Source organism: Thermoflavifilum thermophilum (genome assembly GCF_900116565.1).
Classification (GTDB): domain Bacteria; phylum Bacteroidota; class Bacteroidia; order Chitinophagales; family Chitinophagaceae; genus Thermoflavifilum; species Thermoflavifilum thermophilum.
Map to the genome: position 1 here is coordinate 319,734 of NZ_FPCJ01000001.1, position 18,679 is coordinate 338,412.

The following is an 18,679-nucleotide window of genomic DNA, read 5'->3' on the forward strand; positions in this document are numbered from 1 at the left end:
AATATCATGAAAAGTATTATGGCAATCACCACTTACAGCATTATCCTGGTGTTTATTTATTTAATACTTGTCATTTCCTGGAAAGGAATACCTGCATTATCATGGGAAATGATCAGTGAAATTCCAAGCGGTGGATTTTATTTCGGGAAAGAAGGGGGCATTTTGAATGCCATTATTGGATCAATATATTTATCAGTTGGCGCAACGTTTTTGTCCTTGTTGATATCAATACCAATTGCATTGTACTTGAATATTCATTTGTTGCATCATAATCGTATCAAGGGTGGAATTCGATATTTGCTTGATATTTTGTGGGGCATACCATCCATTCTATATGGAGCTTTTGGATTTATTTTAATGATTGTTTTTCATCTTCAGGCATCATTGCTTGCTGGCATTATTACACTGGCTCTGTTGATAACTCCTATCATTATCCGGGCTTTTGATGAAGCTCTGCAAGGCATTCCTGAAGGGCTGCTCGAAGCATCGTACGCAATGGGACTTACACGTAACCAAATTGCTTTTCATATTTTTGTCCGGCAGGCCATGCCGGGATTGATAACCGCAACGCTAATAGGATTTGGAAGAGCCATTGGTGATGCTGCATCTGTATTGTTTACAACAGGCTATACTGATCATATACCTACCAGTTTGGATGATCCAACAGCTTCTTTGCCATTGGCAATATTTTTTCAATTGAGCTCTCCTATTCCTGAAGTACGCGAAAGAGCTTATGCTGCTGCATTTATATTAACCTTGATTATTCTCGCCATTAGCTTACTCATCAGATTATGCACATCCAGATTATCTAAGTATCAAATTTAAAGGGGTTTATTCATGTACAACAACGATATCATCAGGATTGAAAATTTGCATGTAACAACTGCCACACAGGTTATACTCAAAGATATAAACCTTAAGATTCCAAGAAATCGAATTACGGTAATACTGGGGCCATCGGGGTGCGGGAAAACCACATTACTGAAATGTTTAAACAGATTAACTGATTTGCATCCCCAATTGCAGGTTAGTGGTAAAGTGTGGATTGATGATGAAGATATTTTTCAACCTAATGTGGATGTAATAGCTGTTCGTAAGAAAATGGGGTTGCTTTCCCAAAGGCCTTATCCGCTGCCTATGTCGATTTACCAGAATGTTGCATATGGATTGAAAATGCAGGGTATTGCAGACAAGCATACAATCCGGGAACGTGTTCAACATTACCTGGAAGAAGTAGGGTTGTGGAAAGAAGTGAAAGATCGTCTTCACAGCCCGGCTTCAAAGCTATCTATTGGCCAGCAGCAAAGACTTTGCCTGGCAAGAGGGCTGGCGGTACAACCTGAAATTATTTTAGCTGATGAACCAACTTCCGCACTGGATCCTATTTCCAGCAAAAAGATTGAAGAAAAATTTCTGGAATTAAAATCCGATTACACATTGGTTCTGGTAACGCATATTTTACGCCAAGCAAAAAGGCTTGCGGATCATGTGATTTTTATGTACCTGGGAGAAGTGATTGAACAGGGAACTCCGCAAGAAATTTTTGAACACCCGCAAACAACAATTTTGAGGGAATACCTAAAAAGTGGTCATTAACCCAAAGAACAACAAAACAACTTTAGAATTTAGCTAAGTGACCCTGCAGGGACTCGAACCCTGGGCCCGCTGATTAAGAGTCAGCTGCTCTACCAACTGAGCTACAGAGTCATTGGGGCTGCAAGTTAAGAATTAATTTCGTGGTGTGAACAAGAAATGCTGCTTGCAGGGTGTTCTTATAGTCAGTGAGCCTTCAGATCCACGATCTGCTGCAATCTATTTTTCCATTTTTCGTATATAGCAGCATAGCGCTGTTGATAGGAGTTTTCTGGATGCAGTTCCATGACTTTGTGCATACCCGTAAAACATTCTTGCCATGAGGCATACAAGCCTGCACCTATGCCCGCCGCCCTCGCTGCACCCTGGGCTCCATCTGTTTCATATAGTTCCAGTACGGCTCCGGTTGTATGGGTAAAAATTTCCCGGAATACAGGACTCAAAAACATGTTGGCCATACCTGCCCGGATGACCTGCACAGCCGATCCGGTTTGTTGCAGAATATCATGGCCATATTTCAGGGCGAAAACCACGCCCTCCTGCGCGGCACGGAATACATGTGCACTGCTATGCCTGTTGAGATCCAGCTCCATCAGATGGGCCTGCAACAAACGGTTTTCGAGTACGCGTTCCGCACCATTTCCAAACGGGAAAAAAAGCAATCCATCCGCTCCTGGCTCTATTTGTGCTGCCTGAAGGTTCATATCTTCATAACCCCCATTGTTGAAATATTTGCGAAGCCAGCTATTCAGAATCCCGGCGCCGTTGATGCAAAGCAGCAGCCCATAACGAGGTTGCCCCGGCTGATGGGTAACATGAATAAACGTGTTGATACGCGAACGTTGATCAGCAGCTGCCCGATCTGTAACGCTATAAATAACCGCACTGGTACCTGCCGTAGCCGCAGCCTCGCCCGGATGCAGTACCTTCAGTGAAAAGGCATTATTGGGCTGATCACCCGCCCGATAGCTAACGGGTATGCCCGCCGGTATATGCAATTGTTCAGCTGCCTGCTTTGTTACGCGGCCCTGTTCACCAAAAACAGGCACCAGCGGGGGCAAAAGCTGTTTATCAATTTCATAATAGCGAAGCAGTTGTTCGCTTACCTGTTGAGTGGCATAATCCCACCAGATACCTTCGGAAAGCCCCGTGAGAGTGGTTGCAGGCTCACCTGTGAGCCGCATAGCAATGTAATCACCGGGCAACAGGATATACTGAATTTGCTCGTATATATGAGGTTCATGGAGTTTTACCCAACGCAGTTTAGATGCCGTGAAATTGCCGGGCGAATTAAGCAGGTGCTGCAGGCAAAATGATTCGCCCAGCTGTTCAAAGGCCTGGCGGCCGATATCTACTGCCCGGCTATCGCACCAGATAATAGCCGGTCGTAACACACGCTGGTGGCGATCTACACACACCAGCCCGTGCATCTGATAAGAAATACCAATAGCCCTTACCTCCTGCAGATTTGCCTTTGCCTGCAATTGATGAGTAGCGTTTACAAGCTCCTGCCACCAGCGCTCCGGATCCTGCTCTGCCCAGCCCGGCTGCGGTGCCTGCATGGGCATTTCCGTGGATGGAGAAAAAGCGCTGGCTACGCATCTTCCGGTTTCTGCATCAACCAAAGATGCTTTTACCGATGATGATCCCACGTCAAACCCCAGTAAATATGCCATAGGTTATTTGTTTGCAATTTTATCAACGACTATAGCCTTTAGCCGAAACCAACCATTCAGTCTGGATTTCTGATTTGTTATGAATATCAATAAAAATTTTTTACCGCTGAAAAATAGCAAGATTGTGGAGTTTCAAAAAATTTTATCTCTCCACTCTAACGCTGTAAAGCCGATACATACTCTCTCCAGGCTTCCAGCACGGAGCGAAAATCATCTGGCAAGGGAGCTTCAAAGTACATGCGCTTGCCGGTGACAGGATGGGTAAAGCCCAGCGTCTGGGCATGAAGAGCCTGGCGGGGCATGATTTCAAAGCAATGATTCACAAAATCCTTGTATTGCCTGTATATTGTGCCTTTTACAATTCGGTTGCCACCATAGGTTTCATCATTGAACAATGGATGACCGATGTGTTGCATGTGTACACGAATCTGATGGGTGCGGCCTGTTTCCAGTTGACATTCCACCAAAGTCACATAATAAAATCTTTCCAGCACCCGATAGTGGGTAACAGCCTCCTTCCCATATTCTCCATCGGGATAGGCATCCATCAGCTGGCGGTAACGTTGATGCCTGCCGATATGGGCGCGAATAGTACCGCTATCCTGCGGCAAATCGCCCCACACCAATGCCAGATATTTTCTTTCTGTGGTATGTTCATAAAACTGACGGGCAAGATGTCGGAGAGCCAGATCAGATTTGGCTACCACCAGCAATCCGCTGGTATTTTTATCAATCCGATGCACCAACCCCCATCGGGGAAGCTCTTGCGAAGCCACATGTTGCAAATGATAAGCCAATCCATTGACCAGTGTGCCGGAATAATTGCCATTGCCGGGATGTACGACCAGGCCGGCCGGCTTGTTGATTACCATTACATGCTCATCTTCAAATACAATATTCAGCGGAACGGGTTCAGGGATAATTTCTTCTGTATCGGGCTGTACAAAAAGCCATACTTCAAACCGGTCGCCAGGTTTCACCTTGTAGTTGGCTTTTACAGGACGTGGTTGTTGCTGCCCGTCCGGGTCAAGCCATTTCACCAAACCTGCTTCAATGGCCTGCTGGATGCGATTACGCGAAATACCTGCAATGCGCCGGGTTAAATATTTATCAACCCGAACCGGCTCCTGTCGGCCATCTACCGTGATCAGCAACCGTTCAAATTCATCGCTTTGATACCATTCAGCATCATCTCCGGGAATTTTCACACGCATGCTAATTTTCTGTAAAAATAACCATTCATAATGGCCTATGCATTCATCAAAATTCCGTTGCAGTCCAGCACAATTTTTCTACTTTCGTTTTGTCAACAAAACATGCCTGTTATGAAATATTGCAAACTTTGGTTGATGCTTGGCTTATGCAGCCTTTACTTCGGAATTCATGCATCTTTTGCTCAACCCCTTGCTCATGCCTGGTCGCCCAATAGCCTTGTATGGAACGACGATGAACCCCGTCCCTTACCCGACATCGAGAACTTTGAACGAATCCAATGGGAAAAATCAGGACACTTGTTTACCCAATTGATCACTGCCGATGACGGAAACCAGCAAATTGTAGAATACGATCCTGGTTCCGGTTTTTCATCGCAAGTACTGGTTAATTCCAGCGAGCTGACTCCTCCGGGCAGCCAGCAAGCTTTGCATGTGGAGTCTTACAGTTACGATCGCACGCATCATCTGTTGCTCATCTTCACCCATTCCAAACGCGTTTGGCGTGCGCATACACGAGGCGATTTCTGGATTTATAATCTGCAAACCCACCGGCTTCATCAGTTAGGAAAAGGGCTTCCGCCTTCATCGCTCCAGTTTGCCAAAATTTCGCCCGACGGTAAAATGGCTGCCTACGTGAGTGAACATAATATCTACGTGGAAGACTTAACCACAGGCAAAAGGAAACAACTCACACACGATGGAACAGAAAAAATCATCAACGGCACGTTCGACTGGGCTTATGAAGAAGAGCTTTTTTGCCGCGATGGCTTCCGCTGGAGCCCCGACAGCAAGTCCATTGCCTACTGGCAAATCAACGCCAGCAACGTGCGGGATTATCTGATGCTGAATACAACAGATTCCATTTACTCTTTCACCGTTCCGGTACAATATCCCAAAGTGGGCTACAACCCCTCATCCGCACGCATTGGTGTAGTGGATATCAGCAGCGGGGTTACTTCATGGATCAAAATTCCCGGCGATCCCTATCAGCATTATCTGCCACGAATGGAATGGGCCGGCAATGCAAATGAACTCATGATTCAGCAACTGAACAGACGGCAGGATAGCAGCGTGCTTTACATGGCCAACGTGAAAAATCATACCGTAAAACGCATTTATGCCGAGGGCGATACCACATGGATTGACCTGAATTATTTCTGGCAATATGACCGGCCGGGATGGGACTGGATTGCGAATGATCAGGATTTTCTTTGGACAACGGAAAAAGACGGATGGAAACATGTTTACCGGATGCATCGCGATGGTACGGGTGAACCCCTGCTAACCCGTGGAAATTATGATGTAATTGACATCGTGGGAATCGATGAACAAAACGGATGGTTGTATTTCACTGCATCGCCCGAAAATGCCACCCAGCAATATTTGTATCGGGTGCGACTCGATGGCAGCAGCACCACTCCCGAAAAAATTTCTCCGGCCGATGAAACAGGCACACATCAATATCAGTTTTCACCGGATGGCCTGTTTGCCCTGCATATTTTTTCCAATCACACCACACCACCAATAGCCGAAATGGTTGCATTTCCATCAGGCTCGGTATTGAAAAGTTTGCCTCAATATCCCTTATCAGCCGAACAGGTTCATTTTCTGACACGCAATCCGCAAACCTTTTTCCGCATTACGACTGACGATGGAATTACCATGGATGGCTGGATGATTAAACCCGCAAATTTTGATTCCACCAAAAAATATCCCGTGTTGTTTTACGTATATGGTGAGCCGGCCTCCACAACCGTGCGTGATGTATTTGCACCAAATGCCTGGTATCAGCAGCTTGCCGATGCAGGATATGTGATTATTTCAGTTGATAACCGCGGTACCCCTGCTCCCAAGGGAGCAGCCTGGCGACATGCGATTTACCGCGGTATTGGCGTGCTGAATATCCATGATCAGGCCATGGCAGCCAGAAAAATTTTGGAATGGCCCTGGGTTGATACCAGCCGTATTGCGGTATGGGGCTGGAGTGGCGGCGGATCATCCACCCAAAACTTGATGTTTCAATACCCGGATATCTACAAAACCGGCATGGCCGTAGCAGGCATATCCTATCTGCCCTGTTACGACAACATTTATGAAGAACGCTATATGGGCCTGATGCCCGAAGACAGTGCATATTACGAAGCTGGTTCATCCATCAACCATGTAGAAGGCTTGCGGGGACATCTGCTGATTGTGCATGGCAGCGGCGATGACAATGTGCATTATCAGAATCAGGAACGACTGATCAATGCATTGGTTGCACATGGAAAACAATTTGCCATGATGGAATATCCCAATCGTACACATGGCATCAGCGAAGGCAAGGGCACTACCCAGCATCTGTACACCTTGCTCACTCAATTTCTGGAAACCAACTGTCCGCCGGGAGCCAGGTAAAAGGCTCCCGAGCCCTTTTGGGGCTGGCGAATATTCACCACCAGCGCGTGAAAACAAATCTTATGCTTCTGCGAGCAATTGATCCAATGCCCGATGAATTTTTTCGAAAGGGAAGCTGTTTACCTGTGTTTCCATCATGCGGTTGATATCGTCCAGGCACAGGTTGCCAATGCTTCCTTCATGCGTATGATGCAGTTCACCGCTGTATTGAAAACGGCCTTCTTCAATTTCCTTTGCCACCTGCCGGTATGCATCGCGGAAAGGAATGCCTTGCAACACCCGGCGGTTGACTTCTTCCACGCTGAACAGATACTTGTATTGAGGATCATCCAGAATATTTTTCCTGACCTCCAGATGGCTAAACATCAGGTCACTCATCTGAATGCAATCTTTCAACAACTGAAAAGCAGGGAACAAATGTTCTTTTATCAGCTGCAAATCGCGATGATAGCCTGAAGGCAAATTGGTTGTCATCAGGGTAATTTCATAAGGCAATGCCTGCAGCTGATTGCATCGGGCACGTATCAATTCAAACACATCCGGATTTTTTTTGTGCGGCATGATGGATGATCCGGTTGTAAACTCATCGGGCAAGCGAATGAAATTAAAATGCGGATTCATGTACAGGCACACATCCATAGCCATTCGGCCCAAGGTAGCAGCGATATTGGATAACGCTTGCGCTACGATTTTTTCTGTTTTACCACGGCTCATCTGGGCATACACCACATTGTAATGCAAATCATCGAAACCCAGCAAGGTGGTAGTCATTTTCCTGTTCAGCGGAAATGATGAACCATAGCCTGCTGCAGAGCCCAATGGATTTTTGTTGACTACGTCAAATGCTGCACGCAGTATGCGCATATCATCCACCAGGCTTTCGGCATACGCGCCAAACCATAAGCCAAAAGATGAGGGCATGGCCAGCTGCAGATGCGTATATCCAGGCATCAGATCATTGCGGTGTTGCTCACTCAGTTGCATCAGTTTTTGAAAAAAACGATGCAGTGCTTGCACCAATGATTCAATTTCCGCACGCAGAAACAGTTTGATGTCCACCAGCACCTGATCATTGCGGGATCGGCCACTGTGGATTTTTTTGCCAATATCACCGAGCTTTTGGGTGAGCCAAAGCTCAATCTGTGAATGGACGTCTTCCACGCCCGGTTCCAGTGCAAATCCTTTTTCCGCAATACGTTGATAAATTTCACGCAAAGCCGTGGCCAGTTGCTTTTGTTCTGTTTCGGCCAGCAGGCCAACAGCTGCCAGCATGCGGATATGGGCCAGCGAACCCAGAATATCAAAAGGCGCAAGCAAAGGATCAAACTGCCTGTCACTGGCAGTTGTAAAACGTTCTACGGCTTCATGAACCGGAATATTTTTTTGCCAGAGCTTGTTCATGGGTTCACGAAATTACGGCGGGAAACGCAAAAGCCTATGATGATTTTTGTAAATACAAAAGCCGGGTTTTAACACCCCGGCTTTTGTGGTCGGGGAGACTGGATTCGAACCAGCGACCACACGCCCCCCAGACGTGTACTCTAACCGGGCTGAGCTACTCCCCGAACCTGATCAGGGTTGCAAAGCTAAGCATTAATTTGAAAACATGACGCAGATAACCGGATATCTGTATTTTTACAGCCGTTTACACTATGTTGTTTCCCATGCGTGTATTGCTCTCACAGGTACGGATTGTGGATCCCCAACACCTCACGGTTTCTGCACCCTGCGATATCTTGATTGTCAACGGATATATCGAACGGATAGCCGACCGTATAGATGATGAAACAGCAGAAAAGGTTAGCATTCCCAATGCACATGTATCACCCGGCTGGGTGGATTTGTTTGCTGATTTTGGAGATCCCGGCTTTGAACGGAAAGAAGACCTGACAAGCGGTTGCGCGGCTGCGGCTGCGGGAGGATTTACCGAAGTGTGCCTGGTGCCCAATACAGCTCCTGTGGTGCAATCAAAAGCCGAGCTGGATTATCTGTTGCATAAATCGCGGCACCTGCCGGTTACCATCCGGCCGCTGGGCGCCATTAGCAAAGATCTGGAAGGCAAAGCGCTTGCTGAATTATACGATCTGCATGTCCATGGAGCCGTAGCTTTCAGCGATGGCTGGCAGCCGGTACAATCGGCCGGATTGTTGCTCAAAGCCCTGGAATATGTGCGGGCTTTCGATGGACTAATCATGCAACTACCCGATCATCAATCCTTATCCGCTCACGGGCTTATGCACGAAGGCATCCATTCCGTACGGCTGGGCATGCCCGGCATACCGGCAATCAGCGAACTCATCCAGGTGCAACGCGATACCGAACTGGCCCGCTATGCCGCATCCCGTATTCATTTCACCGGCATATCAACACGCGAAGCCCTGCAGGTTATTGCCCGGGCCAAAGAAGAAGGCTTGCAGGTAAGCTGCTCCGTAACGCCCTATCACCTGGCGCTTACCGATGCCTGCCTGGAAAGCTACGATACCAACCTGAAAGTGATGCCCCCCCTACGATCCCAGGAAGATGTGGATGCCCTGAAACAAGCTATTCAGCAAGGTTTGATCGATGCGTTTGCCACTCACCATCGCCCGCAGGATATGGAAAGCAAACAGGTAGAATTTGAATATGCAGCACCAGGAATAATCGGACTGGAAACTTGTTTTGGTATCATAAACCGGGAATTAGCTGCGGTTGAGCTGACACAAAAAATTGCGATGCTCACTACCAAACCCAGATCCCTGCTGGGTTTGCCGGCCGTAGAAATATCAGTTGGAAAAGAAGCAAATCTCACTATCTTTGATCCAGATAAAGAATGGATTTTTGAAGAAAAACTTATTCGCTCCAAATCACACCATACGCCTTTTATCGGCCAACAGTTAAGAGGGTTTGTTTATGGTATATTGACTAAAAACCAACTTATTTTGCATCATTCCTCACCTCAATAAACCATTCAATTATGGAACAGTCACCTCAAGTACCTGCAACGCCTAAAACACATCTGCAATGGGGCATATTGATCGCCGTGATCATGATAGTATTATTTGTTGTGTATTATGTTTTTGCCGTCCCCCAGCAAGGTTTTGCACGATGGATTCCCACTCTGCTCTTTGTGGTGCTGATTATCCTTGCACAACAAGCTTACGGAAAAGCCATGGCACATCGCGTAACCTATGGTGAATTGTTTGCCAATGGATTTAAAACCACAGCAGTTACAACCAGCCTGTATGTACTGTTTTTGATTTTATTCCTGATTTTTGTGCCCGGGTTTAAAGAACAATCACTGAATATGGCGCGCGAAGCCATGGAGAAAAAAGGCAATATGACTGAAGATCAGATCAATATGGCTATGAGCTTTACTGCTAAATATTTTACGGTATTTATGCTCGCCGGAACTATCTTCGGAACCCTGATTGCTGGAGCTATTGCTTCATTAATAGGTGCAGCCATTGCCCGCAAGGAAGGCAAATCTGCCCCACCTGCAAGTTGACCATGCCATGGATATTTCTGTTGTTATTCCGCTGAAAGATGAAGCTGAATCATTACCTGAACTTTGTGCATGGATTCATCGGGTAATGAAGGAAAACGGATGGAGTTATGAAATGATTCTGGTGGATGATGGATCTACCGATGGATCATGGGAGGTGATTCAGCAACTTTCACATCAATACCCGGACTTGAAAGGCATTCGATTCCAGCGCAATTATGGAAAATCAGCTGCACTGAACGAAGGCTTCCGCTATGCAAGTGGTGAAGTGGTTATTACCATGGACGCTGATCTGCAGGACAGCCCGGATGAGATTCCTGCTCTCTATGAAATGATTACCAAGCAAGGATACGATCTGGTAAGTGGCTGGAAAAAGAAACGACACGATAACTTGTTTACGAAAAACATTCCATCTCGTTTTTTTAACTGGGTAACGCGTCGTATTTCACATATTCCATTGCATGATTTTAATTGTGGATTGAAGGCCTATCGTAAAAAAGTAGTGAAAAGCATTGAAGTGTATGGCGAAATGCATCGGTATATTCCGGTCATCGCCAAATGGGCTGGATTTACCCGAATTGGTGAAAAAGTGGTGACACATCGTCCACGAAAATATGGTCGTTCCAAATTTGGTTGGGAAAGATTTATCAATGGATTTTTGGATTTGCTATCCATCGTATTTGTGGGTCGTTTTGGCAAACGTCCGATGCATTTCTTTGGCACCATGGGCACCATAGCTTTTCTGTTTGGTTTTGCAATTGCCGTGTATTTAACAATTGCAAAATTCATCTTCCTGCAATATCGCATGACCGAACGACCTATTTTTTACCTGGCTTTGCTGGCCATGATTATCGGTTCACAACTTTTTCTTGCGGGCTTTTTGGGTGAGCTGATCACACGCAACGCCCCCGAACGCAATCAATATCTCATTGAAGAAAAATTAAATCTGGAGTAAATGCATCCATCCGGTTGCATGTAATCCATCATTGACCGATAAACAACAGTTATCATGTATCACATCCGCTTACCATACTTTGGTTTGTGGTTCCTGTTAACGACGCTCGTTTGGTGCGGCAAATCCAAAAAGCTGCTTGCTGCAGGTTTTGCACGAGATACATTGATAGATGTACTGCACTATCGTTTTGACATCGAATTACATGATACTTCATCTGAAATAAAGGCTGAAGCCCGCATTCGCTTTGTAGTCCGCCAGTCCCTCCAATCATGCAAACTCGATTTTGATATAGCTGCTACAACCGATTCTATCGGCATGAAGGTGGATGAAGTACGCTATCAACAGCAACGCATTTATTATTCGGCCAGTGATGAACAAATAGAACTGCATTTCCCCAAAATGCTTGCTGCAGGTGATACGATTGAAGTAACAATCCGCTACCATGGCCAACCGGCAGATGGATTGATAATCGGAAAAAACCTGTTTGGTGATCGCACGTATTTTGGTGATAACTGGCCTGCTCGTGCACACGATTGGTTACCCGTTAATGATCATCCTTCCGATAAAGCCACCGTTGATTTTTTCGTGCAGGCGCCCTGTCATGATCAAGTAATTGCCAACGGACAACTGATGGAGCGAACCGATTTGAAGAACGGATATGTGTTGACGCACTGGCAGGAAACGCATCCCATTCCCACCAAAGTGATGGTGATAGGTGTGGCACCTTTTGCTGTAGAATATCTTCATCAGGGAAATGATATTCCCATACAAAGCTGGGTATATCCGGAAAATAAAACAGAAGGATTTACGGATTTTCAAGTAGCACCCGCTATTGTAGCTTATTTTGAATCACTCTTGGGACCTTTCCCTTACGAGAAATTAGCCAATGTACAATCTACGACCCGCTATGGCGGTATGGAAAATGCCAGTTGCATTTTTTATGATGAACATTTGATTACCGGCAAACAACGCATGACGCTTATACTTGCACATGAAATCGGCCATCAATGGTTTGGTGATTGTGTGACGGAAGCCGACTGGCCCCATATCTGGCTCAGCGAAGGCTTTGCAACTTTCATGAGTGAAATGTATGCAGAACATGCTTTCGGAAAAGATAGCCTGCAAAAGATACTTGCACATGATCGCCAGCTGATATTGCATTATGATTCATTGCATCAAACACCGGTTATCAACAATCAATTTCAGCATCCTGAACAGTTGCTGAACCCTGATAGTTATCAGAAGGGAGGCTACGTGCTGCAAATGCTCAGGCAACTGATCGGAGATTCTATTTTCTGGAAAGGCATGCGATTGTACGTTCAACAGTATCGTCACCGCAACGCAAGCACAGAAGATTTTATACAAGTCATGGAACGGGTTTCACATCAATCGTTGCAAACGTTTTTCAAACAATGGTTATATCGCCCTGAAGATCCGGTTATCGGTTGGTATGGAAAGTATGATACATTAAAACATGCCATTGAATTGCACATAAAACAACTGCAACATGGTGAAGCATTTGACTTGCCATTGGAAATTCAGGCGATAGATCGGCATGGCAAATCACATTTGTTTTCTGCTCATCTGGTAGAAAAACAGCAAAGCTTCATCATTCCTTGTTCTTTCCAGCCGATCCGGATTCTGCTTGATCCGATGAATAAAATACTCATGCAGCAAATTGAACAAATGCCAGCTGATATCCAATAAATCAGAAACAACTTTTTGTTCAGCTATTCCAGATTTCCCAGGATGCCTCTGCCTGCCGGATCAGCATTTCATAACCATTTTGAATACGGGCACCTTGTTGCTGTCCCAGTTGCAGAAACTTTGTAAGTGATGGATTGTAAATCAGGTCAAATAAGAGATGATCTTTTCCGATAAAATCATAGGGCAACGGCGGTGCTTCATCCACATGCGGATACATGCCTGCAGGCGTAGTATTCACTATGAGTAAATGTGATGAAATAATATCTGCATTCAATTCATCGTAAGTTAACATGCCCGGTTGTTTGCGACGACTCACCAGCTGATATGATATTCTTTCTTTGCGCAACACGTAGGCCACTGCGCGGGAAGCACCACCTGTACCCAATATGAGGGCATGTTTATGAATAGGTCTAAGCAAAGGTTTTAACGAATGCTGAAAACCAATGGCATCGGTATTGAAACCTATAGTTTCACCTGCCCGCACGCGAATACAGTTAACGGCTCCAATAGCTGCAGCCTGTTCACTCAACCGGTTCAAATAAGGGATGATTTTTTCCTTATACGGAATGGTAACATTAAATCCTTCCCAGTCATCATATTGTTTCAGCAAGTCCGGAAATTCTTCGATGCGCGACAATGGACATTTCACATACAAGTAGTCGCTCCTGCCTTCCTGCTGAAATTTGTTATTGAAATAAATGGGTGAAAAAGAATGATCGAGCGGATAACCGATGATGCCAAAACGATGTGCCATGGTATAATGATCAAGAAGCCGGATTGTTTTTGGGAGGACGTTTGAATCGGGAATAACCATTCAGGTAAAGATGGAAAGTATCGCCACGCAAGCCTACACGCATAGCTTCCAGGGGAATGACTTCAGAAGGCGCCAGATTGCCCAGGTTGGCATTGCATCCCAGAAGCTCCAGGAAATATAGCTGCTGGCTTTTTTGCGGGGCTTCCCAGATGATTTTTTCATCGGGAATCTGGGTCAAAATTTCCTGTACAAGTCCCTGCCGCACTTCACCTGAGCTCCTGTACAAACCCACATTTCCGGATTCACGGGCTTCGGCAATGACGTAAGAAGCTCCGGCATTGAGCTCAGCACGCATCAGCTCAATCCACTTGTAAGGCGGGAAAATATTGGTTTCATCTTTGGAACCCACTTCACTCAATACAGTGCCATATTTGGTAAGTTTTTCGATGTAGCCGCATTTTTCGCTATGTGGAATGGTAATTGACCCATCTGAAACTTCAATGTAATCTATCTCATATTCCTGCAGCAATTGGATATAATCTTCAAACTGGTTGCGAATAATAAAAGCTTCAAACAAGGTGCCCCCAAAATATACGGGTATGCCATATTCTTTATAGACGGCGATTTTTTCTTTCAGGTTAGGAGTAACGAATGAGGTACCAAAGCCCAGTTTTACCAGATCTACATGAGGTGCAGCCACGGAACAGAAATTACGGGCTTCATACACACTCATGCCTTTATCCATGACCATGGTCAGTCCATAGGTACGGGGCTTCTGGGTACGGGTTGGGATCTGGGTGAGGTTAAAATTCATACATTGTCAGGTTTAATGCTGTTGTCGCAAAGATAACAACCTGCTGGCAATGATTGATCAGAGGGTTTTAAATAGCTATGAATCCTTCTTTTTCCGATAGCGGCTGATGAGATCGTTGACCGCTGATCGCTGCAGCACGGCCGGACATAGGTCAATAAGTTTTTTTACCTGCCGGGGAGCAAGCTGCAAGCCTGTTTCCAGCTGAATGAGGGCTTCTTTGTTTTTTCCCATGGCCAGCAGAATGGCGGTACGGTAATAATGGTAAATGGCTTTGGCTCCGGTATGTGTTTCAGCCATATAAGACTGACGATAAGCTTCTTCATAATCTCCAGCCAGATACAGGGCGCGGATGAGCAACTGCCAGGCCTGCACACTCGAAGGCCGCAGATGGGTGGCTTTCACAAAACAACGAATGGCTTCCTCTTCATTGTGAAGCTGTAACATGCACTCACCAAGCGCTTCCCAGCATTTTACCATTTGCGGATTCAGCACAAGAGCCACCTGCAAAGCATCTGCCGCATTCATCCAGTTGCGTTCCTGCATATACGTTAAACCAATCCGTAACTGTAGCTTTTCATCATGTGGACTTAAACGATAGGCTTTGCGATAATAATGCCTGGCCTGGGCATATTTTTTCAGCTTTTCATAACACAACCCAATGGCTTCATAAATCACATCCTCCGGATTGGCTACCTGCAGCTGCTGTTGCAACACGTCAATGGCCGCATCGTATTTCCTCAGCTTCATGTAAGCATCGGCCATATTGCGATAGGCATAATCAAATTTTTCATCTATCGCCAAGGCATAGGCATAGGCATCAATGGCTTTTTCATATAGCTTCAACCCCTGATAAGCTGCACCCAGATTAAACCACGCCAGCTCATTGTAAGGATTCTCATCAATAATCCATTGATGCAGTTTGATGCTTTCCTCATATCTCCCGCTGAATTCCGTCCAGAAACAAATCTTATGCAGTGCTTCTTCGTGATTGGGATCAATCTTTAGTATCCTGACCAAACAATCAAAAACCTGATTGAACTGATCCCAATCGTCATAAACATCGGCCAGTTCCAGCAATAATTCCATTTGCTCCTCCCCATCGAAATGCTCAATACGGTTTTCCAGCATGGCCACAGCTTTATCATACTCGCCAAGGGCAAGATATGCTTCTGTTTTTAGCAAATACAAATGAATCTGGCTTTGATCATAAATTTCTGCCTGCTCCAATACTTGCAATGCCTGCCGGTAATGTTTGGTAGCAATAAGCAAATCTGCTTTCTTCAACATGAGGGTTGAAGAATAAGGAAAACGTTCAATGCCTAAATCAGCAGCCTGAATGGCCTGCTTAAGATCGTCCCGGTCATCAAAATAGTCAATAATCTGTTCGAAATCTTCTTCATCTAAAAATGCATGTGACTGGCCTTTCCTCAACCGATCAAACTGATGAAGGATTTCTTTTAATTCCTCTGATTCTCCAAAAAAATCATCTTTAGGTGTCATCATCGTTCAGTAAATATATACATCCTCGGCTGGATTGTCAATCCAACCAAAAATTTTTCTATCTCATGTAATCCAGGAAATTGCTGATGAACATTCCAGAGCCTCATCCTGGCACCTGAATGTTCACATAGAATAGCAGTTTGTATGGCAGATAAAATCATTTATGTTACAGCAAAGATAAGCAGAAAAACTTTGCCTGCAACGTCCTGACAGAGTTTTGACAACAACATACAAAGAACTGATTTCGATAAACCTTTATATTTGTTTTTTATTCCATTCAAGCCATGATTGCATCATCCGAATTAATCCTTAATGAGCGCGGAGCCGTATATCATCTGGATCTCAGGCCAGAAGAGATTGCACATACTATCATCACCGTGGGCGATCCGGGCCGAGTACCGGTAGTTTCCCGTCATTTTGATCGGATAGAAGTTCAGCGCAGCCATCGCGAATTTGTAACCCATACCGGAACCATTGGAAACAAGCGACTGACGGTGATTTCATCAGGAATTGGAACGGATAACATTGACATCGTGCTGAATGAACTGGATGCGCTGGTGAACATTGATTTAAAACAACGCATTCCCAAGCCCACTCACACTTCTCTTCAGCTGTTCAGGTTGGGCACCTGCGGTGGCCTGCAGGCCGATGTGCCCACCGATGCACTGGTGATCTCCACCCATGGATTAGGACTCGATAACCTCATGCATTATTATGCCGCGGACTATTCTGACGAAGAACAGGAGCTAATTCGGGCATTCATATCGCACGCAGGTTGGGATCAGACACCCTTGAAGCCCTATCTGGTGGCCGCTGATCCCGATCTACTGAAAAGCTTTACTTCAGAGCCTCATCAGCTCTCACCTTACTACGGCATCACCGCCAGTTGCCCGGGCTTTTACGGGCCCCAAGGCCGGCAGCTAAGAGCTCCGCTGGCCTATCCCCAACTGGTTGATCAACTTTCCAGCTTTCGCTTTCAACATCATCGCATCACCAACTTCGAGATGGAAACCTCGGCTCTGTATGGACTGGCACGATTGTTAGGTCATCGTTGCCTGTCCATTAGCACCATTGTAGCCAACCGGGCAGCCGGTACCTTTAGTTCGGATTCGCAAAAAGCAATTGAACGGATGATTACCCGATTTCTGGATTGCTGGCTAAGCAGGGAATCATAATCTGCGAAAAGGTGCAGACATATCGGGAAAAGCCTGGCTGATGCATGTCGGCGACATGGTTTCATAACCAACAAAAAGCTTGTTAAATTTGTATTTTATGCAAATCTCATTCTGGAAATACGAAGGTGCTGGCAACGATTTTATTCTGGTTGATAATCGCCAGGGCGAAATTCAGCTTCACACCGAACAAATCCAATGGTTGTGCGATCGGCATTTCGGCATAGGTGCTGATGGATTTATCCTGTTGCTCAGCGCCGAAGGATATGACTTTGCCATGCAATATTTTAATTCTGATGGGCGGGAGAGCACCATGTGCGGCAATGGTGGCCGCTGCCTGGCCGATTTTGCTGCCCGGCTCGGACTCTGGAAAGATCGTTGCAGCTTTCTTGCCATCGATGGGCCCCACGAGGCGTATCGCATGGAAAACGGATGGATTGCCCTGCACATGAAAGATGTAGCATCTATCGAACGAAGTTATGACACAGCTGTTTTGAATACAGGTTCTCCCCATCTGGTCAAATATACCGATCACCTGGATCAGGTTGATGTAAAGACAGAAGGGCGTAAAATTCGCTACAGCGAGCGGTTTGCCAGCGAAGGTATCAATGTCAATTTTATTGAATATGGCCAGGATGCGCTGCTGATCCGTACCTACGAGCGTGGTGTGGAAGATGAAACCCTGGCCTGTGGCACTGGCATTACTGCTGCAGCCCTGCTGGCAGCCGGTCATGAAGCACGCTCTTACCGCATTCCCGTACAAGCCCGTGGCGGCCGGCTGGAAGTGCGTTTTAAAAAAATTGATGATCAGCACTTTACCGATATCTGGCTGTGTGGCCCGGCCACTCCCGTATTTACGGGTTCCATTGATCTCACATCCACAGCTTTTCAGGAATTCCTGCAAACCCTTTAATTAACAGATCCCATGAGCTTTTTGAACGTGCGGATTTACGGTGTACTGGTGAATGAACAACAACAGGTGCTGGTGAGCGATGAATTTATCCGCGGAAATTATTTCACCAAATTCCCTGGCGGTGGATTGGAGTTTGGTGAAGGTACGCTCGATTGCCTGCGCCGGGAATGGCAGGAAGAGCTCCAGCAGGAAATCGAAATCGTTAGGCATCTTTATACAACCGATTTCTTCCAGATTTCTGCATTCGACAATCATTCACAAATCCTGTCCATCTATTATGTGGTCAGGGCAAAATCACCTTTTGTGGCAAAGACCATTGAAAAGCCTTTCGACTTCCCCATTCCAGAAGGAGCCAACGATGTGACGGCTCCCCGCTGGATCCCCTGGAACGCATTTTCAGAGGATAGCGTAAGCCTGCCCATTGATAAAATAGTGGCCAGAAAAATAAAACGCAAAGGCATTGAATGGCTCTATACACCAGAAGATTGAAACCTGATCGGACC

The 18,679-nt window shown here is 45.9% G+C and carries 16 protein-coding genes and 2 tRNA genes; 10 read left to right on the plus strand and 8 right to left on the minus strand.

What is annotated here, in order from left to right; genetic code table 11:
- Window positions 1-6 precede the first annotated feature (6 nt).
- Complete coding sequence (locus tag BM367_RS01330) at window positions 7-825, plus strand: PstA family ABC transporter permease (protein WP_222842550.1); 819 nt, start codon at window positions 7-9, stop codon at window positions 823-825.
- Window positions 826-837: 12 nt separating this feature from the next.
- Window positions 838-1,596 (plus strand): phosphate ABC transporter ATP-binding protein, encoded by a 759-nt coding sequence (locus tag BM367_RS01335; RefSeq protein ID WP_092456649.1) that lies wholly within the window; start codon window positions 838-840, stop codon window positions 1,594-1,596.
- A 38-nt stretch (window positions 1,597-1,634) separates the two neighbouring features.
- Here BM367_RS01335 and BM367_RS01340 read toward each other — a convergent pair.
- The 3 genes from BM367_RS01340 to BM367_RS01350 form a co-directional block, all read right to left on the minus strand.
- A tRNA-Lys gene (locus BM367_RS01340) sits at window positions 1,635-1,707 on the minus strand.
- A gap of 71 nt (window positions 1,708-1,778) precedes the next feature.
- Window positions 1,779-3,269, minus strand: a complete 1,491-nt coding sequence (locus tag BM367_RS01345; RefSeq protein ID WP_092456652.1) for a xylulokinase — start codon at window positions 3,267-3,269, stop codon at window positions 1,779-1,781.
- 155 nt (window positions 3,270-3,424) lie between these two features.
- Window positions 3,425-4,483, minus strand: coding sequence for an RluA family pseudouridine synthase (locus BM367_RS01350; RefSeq protein WP_092456655.1), 1,059 nt, complete (start codon window positions 4,481-4,483; stop codon window positions 3,425-3,427).
- A 111-nt stretch (window positions 4,484-4,594) separates the two neighbouring features.
- Here BM367_RS01350 and BM367_RS01355 point away from each other — a divergent pair, with 111 nt between their 5' ends.
- Window positions 4,595-6,880 (plus strand): S9 family peptidase, encoded by a 2,286-nt coding sequence (locus BM367_RS01355; protein WP_222842551.1) that lies wholly within the window; start codon window positions 4,595-4,597, stop codon window positions 6,878-6,880.
- Between the two features lie 60 nt (window positions 6,881-6,940).
- Here BM367_RS01355 and argH read toward each other — a convergent pair whose 3' ends face one another.
- Window positions 6,941-8,281 (minus strand): argininosuccinate lyase, encoded by a 1,341-nt coding sequence (argH, locus tag BM367_RS01360; protein WP_092456658.1) that lies wholly within the window; start codon window positions 8,279-8,281, stop codon window positions 6,941-6,943.
- An 86-nt stretch (window positions 8,282-8,367) separates the two neighbouring features.
- Window positions 8,368-8,445 (minus strand) — tRNA-Pro (locus tag BM367_RS01365).
- An 87-nt stretch (window positions 8,446-8,532) separates the two neighbouring features.
- Here BM367_RS01365 and BM367_RS01370 point away from each other — a divergent pair.
- From BM367_RS01370 to BM367_RS01385, 4 genes are read left to right on the plus strand one after another with little or no spacing between them, the layout of a single operon-like run.
- A complete protein-coding gene (locus BM367_RS01370; protein WP_245759865.1) occupies window positions 8,533-9,822 on the plus strand; it encodes a dihydroorotase in 1,290 nt (429 codons plus the stop codon).
- A gap of 11 nt (window positions 9,823-9,833) precedes the next feature.
- The gene (locus tag BM367_RS01375; RefSeq protein WP_092456661.1) at window positions 9,834-10,364 is read left to right on the plus strand and encodes a DUF4199 domain-containing protein; all 531 of its coding nucleotides are present in this window, start codon (window positions 9,834-9,836) and stop codon (window positions 10,362-10,364) included.
- A 7-nt stretch (window positions 10,365-10,371) separates the two neighbouring features.
- Window positions 10,372-11,316, plus strand: coding sequence for a glycosyltransferase family 2 protein (locus BM367_RS01380; RefSeq protein WP_092456664.1), 945 nt, complete (start codon window positions 10,372-10,374; stop codon window positions 11,314-11,316).
- A 54-nt stretch (window positions 11,317-11,370) separates the two neighbouring features.
- Window positions 11,371-13,023, plus strand: a complete 1,653-nt coding sequence (locus BM367_RS01385) for a M1 family metallopeptidase (protein ID WP_092456667.1) — start codon at window positions 11,371-11,373, stop codon at window positions 13,021-13,023.
- A 19-nt stretch (window positions 13,024-13,042) separates the two neighbouring features.
- Here the strand turns inward: BM367_RS01385 and BM367_RS01390 are convergent, their stop codons facing one another.
- The 3 genes from BM367_RS01390 to BM367_RS01400 all read right to left on the minus strand — a co-directional run bounded on the left by BM367_RS01390 (window position 13,043) and on the right by BM367_RS01400 (window position 16,094).
- Window positions 13,043-13,777: a shikimate dehydrogenase family protein gene (locus BM367_RS01390; protein ID WP_092456670.1), complete on the minus strand. Its 735-nt coding sequence runs from the start codon at window positions 13,775-13,777 to the stop codon at window positions 13,043-13,045.
- 10 nt (window positions 13,778-13,787) lie between these two features.
- Window positions 13,788-14,591 carry a phosphosulfolactate synthase gene (locus BM367_RS01395; RefSeq protein WP_092456673.1) on the minus strand — a complete coding sequence of 268 codons (804 nt, stop codon included), beginning with the start codon at window positions 14,589-14,591 and terminating at the stop codon, window positions 13,788-13,790.
- A gap of 75 nt (window positions 14,592-14,666) precedes the next feature.
- Window positions 14,667-16,094 carry a tetratricopeptide repeat protein gene (locus BM367_RS01400; protein ID WP_092456676.1) on the minus strand — a complete coding sequence of 476 codons (1,428 nt, stop codon included), beginning with the start codon at window positions 16,092-16,094 and terminating at the stop codon, window positions 14,667-14,669.
- A 281-nt stretch (window positions 16,095-16,375) separates the two neighbouring features.
- On the opposite strand from BM367_RS01400, the gene BM367_RS01405 reads away from it, so the two are divergent.
- The 3 genes from BM367_RS01405 to BM367_RS01415 all read left to right on the plus strand — a co-directional run bounded on the left by BM367_RS01405 (window position 16,376) and on the right by BM367_RS01415 (window position 18,665).
- Complete coding sequence (locus BM367_RS01405) at window positions 16,376-17,266, plus strand: nucleoside phosphorylase (protein WP_092456679.1); 891 nt, start codon at window positions 16,376-16,378, stop codon at window positions 17,264-17,266.
- A gap of 97 nt (window positions 17,267-17,363) precedes the next feature.
- Window positions 17,364-18,176 (plus strand): diaminopimelate epimerase, encoded by an 813-nt coding sequence (gene dapF / locus BM367_RS01410; protein ID WP_092456683.1) that lies wholly within the window; start codon window positions 17,364-17,366, stop codon window positions 18,174-18,176.
- Between the two features lie 12 nt (window positions 18,177-18,188).
- Complete coding sequence (locus BM367_RS01415; RefSeq protein WP_092456686.1) at window positions 18,189-18,665, plus strand: NUDIX hydrolase; 477 nt, start codon at window positions 18,189-18,191, stop codon at window positions 18,663-18,665.
- The last annotated feature ends 14 nt before the right edge of the window (window positions 18,666-18,679 follow it).

Excerpts from the sequence above, each read along its gene's own strand:
- BM367_RS01380 (WP_092456664.1), top strand. The coding sequence starts at position 10,372 with ATGGATATTTCTGTTGTTATTCCGCTGAAAGATGAAGCTGAATCATTA.
- BM367_RS01350 (WP_092456655.1), bottom strand. The coding sequence starts at position 4,483 with ATGCGTGTGAAAATTCCCGGAGATGATGCTGAATGGTATCAAAGCGAT.
- argH (WP_092456658.1), bottom strand. The coding sequence starts at position 8,281 with ATGAACAAGCTCTGGCAAAAAAATATTCCGGTTCATGAAGCCGTAGAA.
- BM367_RS01345 (WP_092456652.1), bottom strand. The coding sequence starts at position 3,269 with ATGGCATATTTACTGGGGTTTGACGTGGGATCATCATCGGTAAAAGCA.
- BM367_RS01375 (WP_092456661.1), top strand. The coding sequence starts at position 9,834 with ATGGAACAGTCACCTCAAGTACCTGCAACGCCTAAAACACATCTGCAA.
- BM367_RS01415 (WP_092456686.1), top strand. The coding sequence starts at position 18,189 with ATGAGCTTTTTGAACGTGCGGATTTACGGTGTACTGGTGAATGAACAA.
- BM367_RS01335 (WP_092456649.1), top strand. The coding sequence starts at position 838 with ATGTACAACAACGATATCATCAGGATTGAAAATTTGCATGTAACAACT.
- BM367_RS01385 (WP_092456667.1), top strand. The coding sequence starts at position 11,371 with ATGTATCACATCCGCTTACCATACTTTGGTTTGTGGTTCCTGTTAACG.
- BM367_RS01355 (WP_222842551.1), top strand. The coding sequence starts at position 4,595 with ATGAAATATTGCAAACTTTGGTTGATGCTTGGCTTATGCAGCCTTTAC.
- BM367_RS01370 (WP_245759865.1), top strand. The coding sequence starts at position 8,533 with ATGTTGTTTCCCATGCGTGTATTGCTCTCACAGGTACGGATTGTGGAT.
- BM367_RS01395 (WP_092456673.1), bottom strand. The coding sequence starts at position 14,591 with ATGAATTTTAACCTCACCCAGATCCCAACCCGTACCCAGAAGCCCCGT.
- BM367_RS01405 (WP_092456679.1), top strand. The coding sequence starts at position 16,376 with ATGATTGCATCATCCGAATTAATCCTTAATGAGCGCGGAGCCGTATAT.
- BM367_RS01330 (WP_222842550.1), top strand. The coding sequence starts at position 7 with ATGAAAAGTATTATGGCAATCACCACTTACAGCATTATCCTGGTGTTT.
- dapF (WP_092456683.1), top strand. The coding sequence starts at position 17,364 with ATGCAAATCTCATTCTGGAAATACGAAGGTGCTGGCAACGATTTTATT.
- BM367_RS01400 (WP_092456676.1), bottom strand. The coding sequence starts at position 16,094 with ATGATGACACCTAAAGATGATTTTTTTGGAGAATCAGAGGAATTAAAA.
- BM367_RS01390 (WP_092456670.1), bottom strand. The coding sequence starts at position 13,777 with ATGGCACATCGTTTTGGCATCATCGGTTATCCGCTCGATCATTCTTTT.